This window comes from Polymorphospora rubra, assembly GCF_018324255.1.
In the GTDB taxonomy this organism is placed as follows: Bacteria; Actinomycetota; Actinomycetes; order Mycobacteriales; family Micromonosporaceae; genus Polymorphospora; species Polymorphospora rubra.
In genome coordinates this window covers 6,917,162-6,934,551 of sequence record NZ_AP023359.1, presented here as the reverse complement: position 1 = coordinate 6,934,551, position 17,390 = coordinate 6,917,162, and the positions used below count along the sequence as shown (strand labels likewise).

The 17,390-nt window shown below is 71.6% G+C and carries 1 protein-coding gene; it reads left to right on the top strand.

The genetic code is table 11. The features are described 5' to 3' along the window. The first annotated feature begins 89 nt into the window (after window positions 1–89). The gene (locus Prubr_RS30655; RefSeq protein WP_425517957.1) at window positions 90–17,057 is read left to right on the top strand and encodes an SDR family NAD(P)-dependent oxidoreductase; all 16,968 of its coding nucleotides are present in this window, start codon (window positions 90–92) and stop codon (window positions 17,055–17,057) included. Window positions 17,058–17,390 lie beyond the last annotated feature (333 nt).

Genomic DNA, 17,390 nt, shown 5'->3' with positions numbered 1-17,390 from the left:
CCGGTGGTGTCGGTGGATTCGCTGGTGTTGCGGGAGATGTCGGGGCTGCCGGTGTCGGGGGTGGCTGGCCGGTCGCTGTTCGAGGTGGTGTGGCAGGCCGAGCCGGCTACCCCGGTCCACGAGACTGCTGGTTGGGCGGTTCTCGGTGGGGAGGTTGCGGGTCTGGCGTCGTATGTGGATGTGGAGGCGGTGGTCGCGGCTGGGGTGAGTCCGGCGGTGTTGGTGCTGCCGGTGCCGGTTCCGGCTGTCGGGGTCGGGTTGCCGGACGGGGTTCGTGGGGTGGTCGCGGGTGTGTTGGGCGTTGTGCAGTCGTGGCTGGCGGCCGACGCTTTGGCGGAGTCTCGGCTTGTTGTCGTTACGCGGGGTGGGGTTGCCGCGGTCGGGTCGGATGGGGTGTCGGATCTGGGTGGGGCCGGGGTGTGGGGTCTGTTGCGGTCGGCGCAGTCGGAGCATCCGGATCGGATCGTGTTGGCCGATCTGGACACCGACCTCGATCCGGTCTCGGTGGGCCTGCTCGCGGGGTTGTTGTGGATACCTCTGCGACGGGTGGTCAGGTTGCGGTACGTGGTGGTCGGGTGTTCACGCCCCGACTGGTTCGTGCCGTGGCCGGGTCCGGTTCGGTGCCGTCGTTGGGTGCGGGCACGGTTGTGGTGACCGGTGGTACGGGTGCGTTGGGTGCGGTGGTGGCCCAGCATCTGGTGTCGGTGTGGTCGGTGCGGTCGTTGGTGCTGGTCTCCCGGCAGGGCCCGGAGGCGCCCGGTGCGCGGGATTTGGTCGACGAACTGGCGGGGTTGGGTGCCGAGGTGCGGGTGGTGGCGTGTGATGTCACCGACCGTGCCCAGGTCCACGGTCTGGTTGGGGAGGTCGCGGCGTCCGGTCGGTTGGCGGGTGTGGTGCACGCGGCCGGGGTTCTGGACGATGCGGTGTTGACCGGGATCACGTCGGAGCGGTTGGACCGGGTGTTGGCGCCGAAGGTGGATGCCGCCTGGTGGTTGCATGAGGCGACGGCTGGTCTGGATCTGGATCTGTTCGTGTTGTTCTCGTCGGTTGCCGGGGTGTTGGGGTCGCCGGGGCAGGCCGCGTATGCGGCGGGTAACTCGTTCCTGGACGGGTTGGCGTCGCATCGGCGTGGTCTGGGGCTGCCGGCGGTGTCGCTGGCCTGGGGCATGTGGGATACGGACGGGATGGCCGCGACCCTCGGAGAGGCCGATCGGGCGCGTGCGTCCCGGGCGGGCCTGACCCCGATGAGCGTCGACGTCGCTGTCGAGCTGTTCGACGCGGCCGTGTCCGCCGACCGGCCGGTGCTCGTGCCGGCCGTGCTGGACCTCGCGGCGATGCGTACGCGAGCGGCCGGCACGGTGGTTCCGTCGCTGCTGCGCGCACTGCTCGGCTCGGCGGTGACCCGCCGCCAGGCGGGGCAGGGCGACTGGGGCGACCGGCTCGCCGGGCTGCCCGTCGAGGAGGCCCGGGAGCGGGTCGGAGCCCTGGTGCGTGGTCTGGTGGCGCAGGTGTTGGGGCACGGTAGTGCGGAGCGGGTGCCGGCTGACCGGGCGTTCCGGGAGTTGGGTTTCGACTCGTTGACGGCGGTCGATCTGCGTAACCGGGTGAACGCGGCGACGGGGCTGCGGTTGTCGTCGACGTCGGTGTTCGACTACCCGACCCCGGACGCGCTCACCGCCCACGTTCACGAGCAGCTTTCCGGCCGGACCGCCGCCCGCACGCGTACGGCGCTCACCGCCGGTGTCGACGAGCCGATCGCGATCGTGGGTATGGCCTGCCGTTATCCGGGTGGGGTGTCGTCGCCGGATGAGTTGTGGGCGTTGTTGGCGGCTGGTGGTGACGGGGTTTCGGAGTTCCCGGTTGATCGTGGTTGGGACCTGGATCGGCTCTTTGACCCTGATCCGGACCGTAGTGGTACGTCGTACACGCGGCACGGTGGGTTTCTGCATTCGGCGGCGGAGTTCGATTCGGGCTTTTTCGGGATTTCGCCGCGTGAGGCGTTGGCGATGGATCCGCAGCAGCGGTTGTTGCTGGAGACGTCGTGGGAGACGTTCGAGTCGGCCGGGTTGGATCCGCAGCGCTTGCGGGGCAGTTCTACCGGCGTGTTCGCCGGGGTGATGTACCACGACTACGCGTCGCAGCTGATGGACGTGCCGGAGGGCGTGGAGGGGTACGTCGGCACGGGCACGTCGGGCAGTGTCCTGTCGGGGCGGGTGGCGTACACGTTCGGGCTGGAAGGTCCGGCGGTGACCGTCGACACCGCCTGCTCGTCGTCGTTGGTGGCGCTGCATCTGGCGGCGCAGGCACTGCGGTCGGGGGAGTGTGACTACGCTCTGGCCGGTGGTGTGACCGTGATGGCGACGCCGGGCACCTTCGTGGAGTTCTCCCGGCAGCGCGGCCTGGCCGCCGACGGGCGGTGCAAGTCGTTCGCCGCGTCGGCTGACGGCACCGGATGGGCCGAGGGTGTCGGCATGCTGTTGGTGCAGCGGTTGTCCGACGCTCAGCGTGACGGCCGGCGGATCCTTGCCGTGGTGCGGGGTAGCGCGATCAACCAGGACGGCGCGTCGAACGGCCTGACCGCGCCGAATGGTCCGTCGCAGCAGCGGGTGATCCGGCAGGCTTTGGCCAGCGCCCGCCTGGCGCCCGGTGATGTGGATGCGGTCGAGGCGCACGGCACCGGCACGACCCTGGGTGATCCGATCGAGGCGCAGGCGCTGCTGGCGACGTACGGGCAGGACCGGCCGGCGGACCGGCCGTTGTGGCTGGGTTCGGTCAAGTCGAACATCGGTCACACGCAGGCTGCGGCGGGTGTTGCCGGGATCATCAAGATGGTCATGGCGATGCGGCACGGGCTCGTTCCGCCGACGCTGCACGTGGACGAGCCGTCTCCGCACGTCGACTGGACGGCTGGGGCGGTCAGCCTGGCGACCGAGGCGATGCCGTGGCCGGTGGTGGATCGGCCGCGTCGGGCGGCGGTGTCGTCGTTCGGCATCTCCGGCACCAACGCCCACGTCATCCTCGAACAACCGCCCGTCGTCGACGGTGAGCTGGTCGAAGATGGGCCGGCTGCTGCCGGTGACCCCGCGACGCTGGTGCCGGTGCTGGTTTCCGCGCGTTCGGCGACGGCTGTGGCCGGGCAGGCAGAGCGGTGGGCCGGCTGGTTGGCCGGCAATTCGGACCTGCGTCCGGTGGATGTGGGCTGGTCGTCGGTGACGGCCCGTTCGGTCCTGGAGCACCGGGCGGTGGTGCTGGCCGAGGATCGTGTGGACCTGTTGGCCGGGCTGCGTGGTCTGGCCGCCGGTGTCCCGTCCGGTGCGGTCGTCACCGGCGAGGCGGCGCGGCGTGGTCAGCTGGCGGTGTTGTTCTCGGGTCAGGGTGCGCAGCGGGCCGGGATGGGTCGTGAGTTGTACGCGTCGTTCCCGGTGTTCGCGACCGCGTTGGACGAGGTGTGCGGTCACCTGGACGGGTTGTTGCCGCAGGGGTTGCGGGAGGTGTTGTTCGCCGGGGCGGGCAGTGCCGAAGCGGGCCTGCTGGACCAGACGGTGTTCACGCAGGCGGGTCTGTTCGCGGTCGAGGTGGCGTTATTCCGCCTCGTCGAGTCGTTCGGGATCGTCCCGGACTTCGTGGGTGGTCATTCGATCGGTGAGGTGACGGCCGCGCACGTGGCTGGTGTCTTGTCGCTGGCGGACGCGTGTGCCCTGGTGGCGGCGCGGGGTCGGTTGATGCAGGCCCTGCCGGCCGGTGGTGGGATGCTCGCGGTCGGCGCCGATGAGGCGACGGTGCGGGAGTCGTTGGCCGGGTTGGTCGGGGTCGGGGTCGCGGCGGTCAACGGCCCGGCGGCGGTGGTCGTCTCCGGTGCGAACGACGCGCTGGACGGGGTCGAGGCGTTCTGGTCGGGCAGGGGTGTGCGGACGCGTCGGTTGCGGGTGAGTCACGCGTTCCACAGCCCGTTGATGGAGCCGATGCTGGCCGAGTTCCGGGCCGCGCTCACCGAACTGACGTTCCGGGAGCCGCTGCTGCCGGTGGTGTCGAATGTGACCGGTGCGCTGGCCGACCCGGACGAGATCCGTACCCCGGACTACTGGGTGCGGCACGTGCGGGAGGCTGTGCGGTACGCCGACGGGATCGCCGCCCTGCACACGGCCGGGGTCGACACGTTCCTGGAGATCGGTCCGCAGAGTGTGTTGACCGCGATGAACGCGGACCTGCTGCCCGACGAGGACGTCTCGTCGGTGGCGACGCTGCGCAAGGACCGGGCCGAGGCACACGCACTGCTGCACGCTCTCGCCGAACTGCACGTCCACGGCATCCCGGTCACCTGGACCCAGTGGTACACCGACGCCGGCGCCCGCCGGGTCGAGCTGCCCACATACGTCTTCGAGCACCAGCGTTTCTGGCCCGCGCCCGGCCGGCCCCGCCTCGGTGACGTCACCGGCGCCGGCCTCGGCCTCGCCGATCACCCGCTGCTCGGCGCATCGGTCGACCTGGCCGGCGACGGCGAGGTGGTGCTGACCGGGCGGCTCTCGCTCGCGTCCCAGCCCTGGCTCGCCGACCACGCGGTCACCGGCGCCGTCCTCCTGCCCGGCACGGCACTGGTGGAGTTGGCCGTCCGGGCCGGCGACGAGGTCGGCATGTCCCGGGTGCGGGAACTGACCGTCGCCACGCCCCTGGTCCTGCCCGCCAGCGGCGCAGTACGGATCCAGGTGCGGGTGGGAGAGCCCACCGACCCGATCCATCGCACCGTGACCGTCCACTCGCGCAACGCGGACGACGACGGAGCCGGCTGGACCCTGCACGCGGAGGGCATCCTCGAGCCGGCACTCCCCGACGAGCCCACGCCGGTCGCCTGGCCCCCGGCGGGTGCCGTCGAGGTGGACCTGACCGGCTGGTACCCGGCCCTCGCCGAGCACGGCCTGTCGTACGGGCCGGTTTTCCAGGGCCTGCGGCGGGCATGGACCGCCGACGGCGCGGTGTACGCCGAGATCGCCCTGCCCGACGACGGTGTCGACGACGTCGACACGTACGGCGTGCACCCCGCACTGCTGGACGCGGCCCTGCACCCGATCGGTCTGCTGCTCACCGAGGACGCCCCGGGGCCCCGGGTGCCGTTCGCCTTCGGAGGCGTCCAGGTGCACGCCTCCGGCGCCCGCGCCCTGCGGGTGCGGTTGACCCGGGACGGCTCGGCGGTACGACTGGTCGCACGTGACGAGGCGGGCGAGCCTGTCGTCTCGGTCGACTCCCTCACCCTGCGCGAACTGACCGGCGTCTCGGCCGCCGGCTCGCGCGCCCGCTCACTGTTCGAGATCACGTGGCAGGTGGAGCAGGTCACCCCGGTCGACGAGACCGCCGGTTGGGCGCTGCTGGGCGCCGGCTCGCCGGCCGCACTGTCGGCGGCGCCGGCCTTCGCCGACCCGGCCGCGCTGGCCGCCGCCGTCGCGGACGGCGTACCCGCTCCCCGGTTCGTCCTGCTGCCGGTGCCTGCCGTGGAAGCCGACGCCGAGGAGCTGCCGGGGGCGGTACGCGCGGCGGTCTCCGCCGTGCTGGGCACCGTCCAGTCGTGGCTGGGCAGCGACGTGCCGGCCGAGTCCCGGCTGGTGGTGCTGACCCGGGGCGCGGTGGCGGCCGTGGACTCCGATCGGGTGCCGGGCCTGGCCGGAAGCGGCGTGTGGGGTCTGCTGCGCTCGGCGCAGTCGGAACACCCTGACCGGATCGTCCTGGCCGATGTGGACACCGACCCTGACGCCGACGTGCTCGCGGTGCTTGCCGCGACGGCGGTCGACCCGTCGCCGACGGGCGGCCAGGTGGCGGTCCGCGCCGGCCGGGTGTACGCCCCGCGCCTGGTCCGCACGGCCGTCCCGGCCGCCGTGGAGGCGGCGCAGCCGATCACCGGGACCGTGCTGGTGACCGGTGGTACGGGTGCGCTGGGCGCGGTGATCGCCGCGCATCTGATCCGGGCCCACGGCGTACGGTCGTTGGTGCTGGTCTCCCGGCACGGGCTGGAGGCGCCCGGTGCGCGGGAGATGGTCGACCGGCTGGCCGGGTTGGGTGCCGAGGTGCGGGTGGTGGCGTGTGATGTCACCGACCGGGCCCAGGTCCACGGTCTGGTCGGGGAGGTTACCGCGTCCGGTCGGTTGGCCGGTGTGGTGCACGCGGCCGGGGTTCTGGATGATGCGGTGTTGACGGGGATCACGTCGGAGCGGCTGGGCCGGGTGTTGGCGCCGAAGGTGGATGCCGCCTGGTGGTTGCACGAGGCGACCGTCGGCCTGGACCTCGACCTGTTCGTGTTGTTCTCGTCGATTGCCGGGGTGTTGGGGTCGCCGGGGCAGGCCGCGTATGCGGCGGGCAATACCTTCCTGGATGCTCTTGCCTCGCACCGGCGTGGTCTTGGCCTGCCGGCGGTGTCGCTGGCGTGGGGCATGTGGGATACGGACGGGATGGCCGCGACCCTCGGAGAGGCCGACCGGGCGCGTTCCGCGCGGGCGGGCCTGGCCCCGATGAGTGCCGAGGTCGGTGTCGAGTTGTTCGACGCGGCGGTGTCCGCGGGTCGGCCGGTGTTGGTGCCGGCGGTGTTGGATCTGGCGGCGATGCGGGTTCAGGTCGGGGTGACCGGTGTGCCGGCGTTGTTGCGGGTGTTGTTGGGTGTGTCGTCGTCGTCGTCGCGTCGGCAGGCGGGTCAGGGTGGTTGGGGCGCCCGGTTGGTCGGGTTGTCGGTGGAGGAGGGGCGTGCCCGGGTCGGAGCCCTGGTGCGTGGTCTGGTGGCGCAGGTGTTGGGGCATGGTAGTGCGGAGCGGGTGCCGGCTGACCGGGCGTTTCGGGAGTTGGGTTTCGACTCGTTGACGGCGGTGGATCTGCGTAACCGGGTGAATGCGGCGACGGGGCTGCGGTTGTCGTCGACGTTGGTGTTCGACTATCCGTCGCCGTTGGTTCTGGCGGAGCATGTGTATCAGGAGTTGGTCGGGGTTCCGGCGGTGGTGTCGGGTGCTGCTGCTGGTGTGGCGGTGGGTGTCGACGAGCCGGTCGCGATCGTGGGTATGGCGTGTCGTTTTCCGGGTGGGGTGTCGTCGCCGGATGAGTTGTGGTCGTTGTTGGCGGCCGGTGGTGACGGGGTTTCGGAGTTTCCGGTTGATCGGGGTTGGGATCTGGATGGTCTGTTCGACCCGGATCCGGACCGCAGTGGCACGTCGTATGCCCGGCATGGCGGCTTCCTCCACGACGCGGCACAGTTCGACCCCGGCTTCTTCGGCATCTCGCCCCGTGAGGCGTTGGCGATGGATCCGCAACAGCGACTGCTGCTGGAGACGTCGTGGGAGACGTTCGAATCCGCCGGTCTCGACCCGGCCGGGCTGCGGGGCAGTCGTACGGGTGTGTTCGCGGGCGTGATGTACCACGACTACGTCTCGCGACTTACCGACACCCCGGACGGCGTCGAGGGCTTTGTCGGCACCGGAACCTCGGGCAGTGTGATCTCTGGTCGGGTGGCGTACACGTTCGGGCTGGAAGGCCCAGCCGTCACGGTCGACACCGCCTGCTCGTCGTCGTTGGTGGCGTTGCATCTGGCGGCGCAGGCGTTGCGGTCGGGGGAGTGTGACTACGCCCTGGCCGGTGGTGTGACCGTGATGGCGACCCCGGGTACGTTCATCGAGTTTTCGCGGCAGCGGGGCCTGGCGGTCGATGGGCGGTGCAAGGCGTTCGCCGGCGCTGCGGACGGTACGGGTTGGGGCGAGGGTGTCGGGATGCTGTTGGTGCAGCGGTTGTCCGATGCTCAGCGTGACGGTCGGCGGATCCTGGCGGTGGTGCGGAGCAGTGCGATCAACCAGGACGGTGCGTCCAACGGGCTCACCGCCCCCAACGGCCCTTCCCAGCAGCGGGTGATCCGGCAGGCTCTTGCCAGCGCCCGCCTCACGCCCGGTGATGTGGATGCGGTCGAGGCGCACGGCACCGGCACCACCCTGGGTGATCCGATCGAGGCGCAGGCGCTGCTGGCGACGTACGGGCAGGACCGGCCGGCGGACCGGCCGTTGTGGCTGGGTTCGGTCAAGTCGAACATCGGGCACACGCAGGCCGCGGCGGGTGTTGCCGGGATCATCAAGATGGTCATGGCGATGCGGCATGGTGTGGTGCCGCCGACGCTGCATGTGGATGAGCCGTCTCCGCACGTCGACTGGACGGCTGGGGCGGTCGCGCTGGCGACCGAGGTGACCCCGTGGCCGGTGGTGGATCGGCCGCGTCGGGCGGCGGTGTCGTCGTTCGGTATCTCCGGCACCAACGCCCACGTCATCCTCGAACAACCGCCCGTCATCGATGGCGGAGTGGTCACCGACGGAACCGGCTCCGGGGTCGGACGCGAGATGACCGACGGCGATTCAGGGCACCCCGCGTTGCCGGTGCCGGTGTTGGTCTCGGCACGGTCCGGCGGTGCACTGAGCCTCCAGGCGGGCCGGTGGGCCGGCTGGTTGGCCGGGGACGCCGGTCTGCGTCCGGTGGATGTGGGCTGGTCGTCGGTGACGACCCGGACCGTTCTGGAGCACCGTGCGGTGGTGCTGGCGGAGGGCCGGGAGGGTCTGCTGGCCGGGCTGCGTGGTCTGGCGTCCGGTGAGTCTTCCGGTGCGGTGGTGACCGGCGCGACGACGGTCAACGGTTCGCTGGCGGTGTTGTTCTCCGGTCAGGGTGCGCAGCGCGCCGGTATGGGTCGTGAGTTGTACGCGGCGTTCCCGGTGTTCGCGGCGGCGTTGGACGAGGTGTGCGGGCTGTTCGACGGTCTGTTGCCGCAGGGGTTGCGGGAGGTGCTGTTCGCCGAGGCGGGCAGCGCCGAAGCGGACCTGTTGGACCAGACCGTGTTCACCCAGGCGGGCCTGTTCGCGGTCGAGGTGGCGCTGTTCCGCCTCGTCGAGTCGTTCGGGATCGTCCCGGACTACGTCGGCGGTCACTCGATCGGCGAGGTGACGGCCGCACACGTGGCCGGGGTGCTGTCGCTGGCGGACGCGTGTGTTCTGGTGGCGGCCCGGGGTCGGTTGATGCAGGCACTGCCGACCGGTGGCGGCATGCTCGCGGTCGGCGCTGACGAGGCTGCGGTGCTAGCCTCCCTGGCCGAGCTGACCGGCCAAGGTGCCGACGCCACCGGGTCCGCCGGGCGGGTCGGGATCGCGGCGGTCAACGGCCCGTCGGCGGTGGTCGTTTCGGGTGACGTGGCCACTCTGGATGATCTTGATGCGTTCTGGTCCGGCAAGGGGCTACGAACCCGTCGACTGCGGGTGAGCCACGCGTTCCACAGCGCGTTGATGGAGCCGATGCTCGCCGAATTCCGGGCCGCACTCACCGAACTGACGTTCCGGGAGCCGCTGCTGCCGGTCGTGTCGAACCTGACCGGCGCGCTGGCCGACCCGGACGAGATCCGCACCCCGGACTACTGGGTGCGACACGTGCGGGAGGCGGTCCGCTACGCCGACGGGGTCACCGCCCTGCGGGCGGCTGGCGTCGACACGTTCCTGGAGATCGGTCCGCAGAGCGTGCTGACCGCGATGAACGCGGAGGTGCTGCCCGAGGACGTTTCGTCGGTGGCGGTACAACGCCGCGACCGGGCCGAGGCGCACGCGCTGCTGCTCGCCCTGGCCGAGCTGCATGTCCACGGCGTTCCGGTTACGTGGACCCAGTGGTACACCGGCGCCGGCGCCGCCCGGGTCGACCTGCCCACGTACGCGTTCGAGCACCAGCGTTTCTGGCCCGCGCCTGCCCGGTCCCGTCTCGGTGACGTCACCGGCGCCGGTCTCGGCCTCGCCGATCACCCGCTGCTGGGTGCGGCGGTGCGCCTCGCCGACGGTGACGGTGTCCTGTTGACCGGTCGGTTGTCGGTGTCGTCGCACGCCTGGCTGGCTGATCACGTGGTGTCGGGTTCGGTGATCGTGCCGGGTACGGCGTTGGTGGAGTTGGTGGTGCGGGCCGGTGACGAGGTGGGTGCGTCGCGGGTGCGTGAGTTGACGTTGGGTGTGCCGTTGGTGTTGCCGGCGTCGGGTGGGGTGCGGGTGCAGGTGCGGGTGGGTGCGGCGGATGAGGCGGGTGTCCGTGGGGTGACGGTGCATTCGCAGGCTGATGGGGATGACGAGGCGCTGTGGGTGCGGCATGCCGAGGGTGTGCTGGAGGCGCCGGGCGTTGACGAGCCGGTCATCGGTGCGTGGCCGCCGGTGGGTGCGTCGGAGGTGGATCTGGCTGGTTGGTATTCGGGGTTGGTGGAGCGTGGTCTGTCGTACGGGCCGGTGTTCCAGGGGTTGCGTAGGGCGTGGACGTCGGGTGGTGGGGTGTTCGCCGAGGTGGCGCTGCCCGACGACGTGGCCGGTGACGCGGCCGGGTTCGGTGTGCACCCGGCGCTGCTGGACGCGGCGCTGCACGCGATGGGCCTGCTGCTGACGGACGCGGGCGACAACGGCGATGGCTCGGGTCCACGGGTGCCGTTCGCGTTCGAGGGTGTGCAGGTGCATGCCTCGGGTGCGGGTGTGTTGCGGGTGTGGTTGACCCGGGACGGGTCGGCGGTGCGGCTGGTCGCGGTGGACGAGGCTGGTGCGCCGGTGGTGTCGGTGGATTCGCTGGTGTTGCGGGAGATGTCGGGGCTGCCGGTGTCGGGGGTGGCTGGCCGGTCGCTGTTCGAGGTCTCGTGGCAGGTCGAGTCGGTCGAGCAGGTGGCTCCGGCTGGTTGGGTGGTTCTTGGTGGGGAGGTTGCGGGTCTGGCGTCGTATGTGGATGTGGAGGCGGTGGTCGCGGCTGGGGTGAGTCCGGCGGTGTTGGTGGTGCCGGTTCCGGCTGTCGGGGTCGGGTTGCCGGACGCGGTTCGTGGGGTGGTCGCGGGTGTGTTGGCCGTTGTGCAGTCGTGGCTGGCTGCCGACGCTTTGGCGGAGTCTCGGCTTGTTGTCGTTACGCGGGGTGGGGTCGCCGCGGTCGGGTCGGATGGGGTGTCGGATCTGGGTGGGGCCGGGGTGTGGGGTCTGTTGCGGTCGGCGCAGTCGGAGCATCCGGATCGGATCGTGCTGGCCGACCTGGACGCCGACGCCGACCTGGATGTGGCCATGGCTGGTCTGCTTGCGGGGGTCGTTGCGGATACCTCTGCGACGGGTGGTCAGGTTGCGGTACGTGGCGGTCGGGTGTTCACACCCCGACTGACCCGCGCTGCCGGCGGCACCACCTCAGTCCGTTCGTTGGGCGAAGGCACGGTTGTGGTGACCGGTGGCACCGGTGCGCTGGGCACGGTGATCGCCGCGCATCTGATCCGGGTTCACGGGGTGCGGTCGTTGGTGCTGGTCTCCCGGCAGGGGCCGGAGGCGCCCGGTGCGCGGGATTTGGTCGACGAGCTGGCGGGGTTGGGTGCCGAGGTGCGGGTGGTGGCGTGTGATGTCACCGACCGGGCCCAGGTCCACGGTCTGGTCGGGGAGGTCGCGGCGTCCGGTCGGTTGGCGGGTGTGGTGCACGCGGCCGGGGTTCTGGACGATGCGGTGTTGACCGGGATCACGTCGGAGCGGTTGGACCGGGTGTTGGCGCCGAAGGTGGATGCTGCCTGGTGGTTGCATGAGGCGACGGCTGGTCTGGATCTGGATCTGTTCGTGTTGTTCTCGTCGGTTGCCGGGGTGTTGGGGTCGCCGGGGCAGGCCGCGTATGCGGCGGGTAACTCGTTCCTGGACGGGTTGGCGGCGCATCGGCGTGGTCTGGGGCTGCCGGCGGTGTCGCTGGCCTGGGGTATGTGGGACGCGGACGGGATGGCCGCCTCGGTCGGCGATGTCGACCGGGCACGGGCATCCCGCGCCGGCCTGGCCCCGATGAGCGCCGAGACCGGTGTCGAGCTGTTCGACGCGGCCGTGTCCGCCGGCCGGCCGCTGCTGGTGCCGGCGGTGATGGATCTGGCGGCGATGCGGGCTCAGGCCGGCGCCACCGGATCGGTGCCGGCGCTGTTGCGGGTGTTGCTGGGTGTGTCGTCTACGCGTCGGCAGGCGGGGCAGGGCAGCTGGGGCGACCGGCTCGCCGGGCTGCCCGTCGAGGAGGCCCGGGAGCGGGTCGGAGCCCTGGTGCGGGGTCTGGTGGCGCAGGTGTTGGGGCACGGTAGTGCCGAGCGGGTGCCGGCCGACAAGGCGTTCCGGGAGTTGGGTTTCGACTCGTTGACCGCCGTCGACCTGCGTAACCGGGTGAACGCGGCGACGGGTCTGCGGTTGCCGTCGACGTTGGTGTTCGACTACCCGACCCCGGACGCGCTCACCGCCCACCTCCACGAGCAGCTTTCCGGCCGGACCGCCGCCCGCACGCGTACGGCGCTCACCGCCGGTGTCGACGAGCCGATCGCGATCGTGGGTATGGCCTGTCGTTATCCGGGCGGTGTGGAGAGCCCGGACGGGTTGTGGGCGTTGTTGGCGGCTGGTGGTGACGGGATCTCGGAGTTCCCGGTTGATCGTGGTTGGGATCTGGATGGTCTGTTCGACCCGGATCCGAATCGAAGCGGCACCTCGTACACGCATCATGGTGGGTTCCTGCATGGCGCGGCGGAGTTCGATCCGGCGTTCTTCGGGATTTCGCCGCGTGAGGCGCTGGCGATGGATCCGCAGCAGCGACTGCTGCTGGAGACGTCGTGGGAGACGTTCGAGTCCGCCGGCCTGGACCCGGCCGGGCTGCGGGGCAGCCGTACCGGTGTGTTCGCCGGGGTGATGTATCACGACTACGCGTCGCAGCTTGTTGGTGTGGGTGAGGGTGTCGAGGGTTATGTCGGTACGGGTAACTCGGGCAGTGTGATCTCTGGTCGGGTGGCATACACGTTCGGGCTGGAGGGTCCGGCGGTCACGGTTGATACGGCGTGTTCGTCGTCGTTGGTGGCGTTGCATCTGGCGGCGCAGGCGTTGCGGTCGGGGGAGTGTGACTATGCCCTGGCCGGTGGTGTGACCGTGATGGCGACGCCGGGCACCTTCGTGGAGTTCTCCCGACAGCAGGGCCTGTCCCGGGACGGGCGGTGCAAGGCCTTCGCTGGTGCCGCGGACGGCACCGGATGGTCCGAGGGTGTCGGCATGCTGCTGGTACAGCGGTTGTCCGACGCCCGGCGCGACGGCCGGCGGATCCTGGCGGTGGTGCGGGGTAGTGCGATCAACCAGGACGGTGCGTCGAACGGCCTGACGGCGCCGAATGGTCCGTCGCAGCAGCGGGTGATCCGGCAGGCGTTGGCCAGCGCCCGTCTGACGCCCGGTGATGTGGACGCGGTCGAGGCGCACGGCACCGGCACGACCCTGGGTGACCCGATCGAGGCGCAGGCGCTGCTGGCCACGTACGGTCAGGACCGGCCGGCGGACCGGCCGTTGTGGCTCGGCTCGATCAAGTCGAACATCGGTCACACCCAGGCCGCTGCCGGTGTTGCCGGGATCATCAAGATGGTCATGGCGATGCGGCACGGTGTGGTGCCGCCGACGCTGCATGTGGACGAGCCGTCTCCGCACGTCGACTGGACGGCGGGTGCGGTCAGCCTGGCGACCGAGGCGACGCCGTGGCCGGTGGTGGATCGGCCGCGGCGGGCGGCGGTGTCGTCGTTCGGGATCTCCGGCACCAACGCCCACGTCATCCTCGAACAACCGCCCGTCATCGACGGCGAACCGGTCGTCCGCCCGGGTGCCGGGCAGGAGAAGGCTGACGGATCGGACTTCACCGGGGACTCGGATCGCCCAGCGCTGCCGGTGCCGGTGTTGGTCTCGGCACGGTCGGGCGGTGCACTGGCTCGCCAGGCGGGCCGGTGGTCGGCCTGGTTGGCCGGAAACCCCGACCTGCGTCCGGTGGATGTGGGCTGGTCGTCAGCGACGACCCGTTCGGTCCTGGACCACCGGGCGGTGGTGCTCGCGGCGGATCGGGAGGGTCTGCTGGCCGGGCTGCGTGGTCTGGCGTCCGGTGAGTCGTCCGGTGCGGTGGTGACCGGCGCGACGACGGTCAACGGTTCGCTGGCGGTGTTGTTCTCCGGGCAGGGGGCACAGCGGGCCGGGATGGGTCGTGAGTTGTACGCGTCGTTCCCGGTGTTCGCGACCGCGTTGGACGAGGTGTGCGGGCTGTTCGACGGTCTGTTGCCGCAGGGGTTGCGGGAGGTGTTGTTCGCCGAGGCGGGCAGTGCCGAAGCGGAGCTGTTGGACCAGACGGTGTTCACCCAGGCCGGTCTGTTCGCGGTCGAGGTGGCGTTGTTCCGGCTCGTCGAGTCGTTCGGTGTCGTCCCGGACTACGTCGGTGGGCATTCGATCGGTGAGGTGACGGCCGCGCACGTGGCCGGGGTGCTGTCCCTGACGGATGCGTGTGCCCTGGTGGCGGCGCGGGGTCGGTTGATGCAGGCCCTGCCGGCCGGCGGTGGGATGCTCGCGGTCGGCACCGACGAGGCGGCGGTGCGGGAGTCCCTGGCCGGGCTGGCCGGGGTCGGGGTAGCGGCGGTCAACGGCCCGTCGGCCGTGGTCGTCTCCGGGGCAATCGATGTCCTGGACGGGGTCGAGGCGTTCTGGTCGGGTAAGGGCGTGCGGACCCGTCGGCTGCGGGTGAGTCACGCGTTCCACAGCCCGTTGATGGAGCCGATGCTCGCCGAGTTCCGGGCCGCGCTCACCGAACTGACGTTCCGGGACCCGCTGCTGCCGATGGTGTCGAACCTGACCGGCGCCCTGGCCGCCCCGGACGAGATCCGCACCCCGGACTACTGGGTGCGACACGTCCGGGAAGCGGTCCGCTACGCCGACGGGATCGCCGCCCTGCGCGCGGCCGGCGCCGACACCTTCCTGGAGGTCGGGCCGTCCGCGGTGCTCACCGCCATGAACGCGGACCTGCTGACCGAGCAGGCCGCCGCCATCGCCACGCTGCGTACCGGCTCCGCCGAGCCGACCGCGCTGCTCACCGCGCTGTCCGCCCACTGGGCGACCGGCGGGACCGTCGACTGGACCGGTGCGCTCACCGCGCTGGCCGGACCCGCACCCGCGCCGCGCACACTGCCCGAACTGCCCACCTACCCGTTCCAGCGGGACCGGTACTGGCCGACCTCGGCCGCGACGACCGGGACCGGCGCCGGGACCGATGCGGTCGACGCGGCGTTCTGGCGGGCCGTCAGTGACGGCGACCTGGATCGGCTCGGCATCGACGCCAGTCAGCCGCTGCGGGAACTGCTGCCCGAACTGGACTCCTGGCGCCGCCGCCAGGAATCCGACGGCACCCTCACCGGCTGGCGGTACCGGATCACCTGGCGCCCCCGGCGGCTCACCGCCGGCCAGCCCGGGACGTGGTTGCTGATCGCCCCGAAGCGGGAGATCAGCGGCGAGGTCGCCGCCGCGCTCACCGCCGTCGGCGCGGTGGTGCACGTCCTGACCGTGGACGCGGCGACGATCAGCCGGGACGGGATCGCCGCCGAGCTGGTCGCCGCGCGGGACGCGTACCAGCCGACCGCGGTGCTCTCGCTCCTCGCCCTGGACGAGGCGCCGCACCCCGAGCAGCCGACGTTGCCGACCGGCCTGGCGGCGAACCTGCTGCTGATGCAGGCGCACGTCGACGGCCCGGCCGTACCGCTCTGGCTGGCCACCACGGGCGCGGTCGCCACCGACGACGAGCCGGTGGCACACCCGGCCCAGGCGACCACCTGGGGGTTCGGGCTGGCTGCCGCGCTGGAACACCCCCGGCACGTCGGCGGCGTGGTCGACCTGCCCGGCGGGCTTCCGGCGGATGTGGCCGGTGCGCTCGCCGCCGCCCTGACCAATGTGGAGGGCGAGGACCAGCTTGCGGTACGCGCGTCCGGCACGTACGCCCGCCGGCTGGTCCGGCACACCGGTGCGGCGGTCGTCGACGGGTACGCCCCGCACGGCACCGTCCTGATCGGCGGTGGAGCCGGTCCGGTCGCCCGGCAGACGACGGCCTGGCTGACCGGGGCCGGCGCGCAGGTGCTGCCGCTGGACGATCCGGCCGGTGGAAAGCTCGCCGACCGGATCGCGCAGATCGCGGCCGACGGCCGTCCCGTCACCGCGGTGGTGTATCTGCCGGCCGAGACCGGTGACCTGCCCCTGGCCCGGCTCACCCTCGCCGATCTGGCCGCCGACCTGGTCGCCACCGTCGGCGACCTCCCCCGGTACGCCGACGAACTGGAGCACCAGTCGTCCGGTCCGCTGGTGCTCTGCTCCTCGATCTCCGGGGTGTGGGGCCTCGCCGGGCGGACCGGTCAGGCCGCCGGCGACGCGCTGCTGCACGCGCTGGCCACCAACCGGCAGCGTGCCGGACGGCCGGTGACCTGGGTGGCGTGGGGCCCGCGGCAGGACGGTGCCGAGGCCGCCGACCTGGAACAGCTGGGCCGGCGCGGGCTGCCCGGGATGCCGGCGGAGCTGGCCGGCGAGGCGTTCCGGCAGGCCGTCCGGGACGGTTCCCTCGTCGTGGTCGCCGACGTCAGGTGGGACCGGTTCGCGCCGGTCCTCGCGACCATCCGACCCCAGCCGCTGATCGCCGAGATTCCCGAGGCGGCCGAGGCGGTCCGCGCCCTCGACGACGAGGGAACGGCCGACGATGCGGCGGTGACCGCCCTGCTGGAGCGGCTCATGCCGCTGGGCGAGGCGGCCCGGGACGAGGTCCTGGTCGACCTGGTGACCCGGCAGGCGGCAACGGTGCTCGGCCACACCGACACCGGCCAGCTGAGCCCGGCGCGGGCCTTCCGGGAGGTCGGGTTCGACTCGATGACCGCGGTCGAGTTGCGCAACCGGCTGCGCGCCGCGACCGGCGTGACACTGCCGGCGAGTGTCGTCTTCGACTTTCCGACGCCGCTGGCGCTGGCCCGGCACCTGCGCGGTCTGGTGGTCTCCGGCGGGGAGAACGCCACCGCCGGGCTGCTGACCGAACTGGAGAAGGTGGACGGCCTGTTCACGGCCGGCGCGCCGGACCCACTGACCCGGCAGAAGCTGCTGGTGCAGATGCAGGCGTTCATTGCCCGGTGGGGCGACGACCGTTCCGAGCCCGAATCCGAGCCCGTGACGCAAAGTTTGCACGACGCGTCCGACGCGGAGATTTTCGAATTTATTCACCGCGAACTCGGCGGCCCCGGAGGCAATTTCTGACGAACCTGCGAAAGGCATTCGGCAGGGCGCGCCGAAGGTGCCGTCGGGGCCGCGTGGGCGGGCCCGGACAGACCGTCGGCGTGGCCCCGCCGACCCTCGCCGAAGGGGAGTTCAAGCCCAGCCCGCGGGGTTGAGCGAGGCGGCATACCTAGGGGCGGCCCTAGGGGCACCCTAGGGGTTGTGACCGCCGCCGGGCCGCAATTACCTTTCCCCGGGTAGGTGAGACCTGGTGTGCGCTTCGATGCCGCTGAATAGATGCAATTTCCGGCCCACGGAATGGGTCGCGATGTCGCGGGCGCGGCGTCTGTGGACGGTATTGGGTCGTCTGGTTCC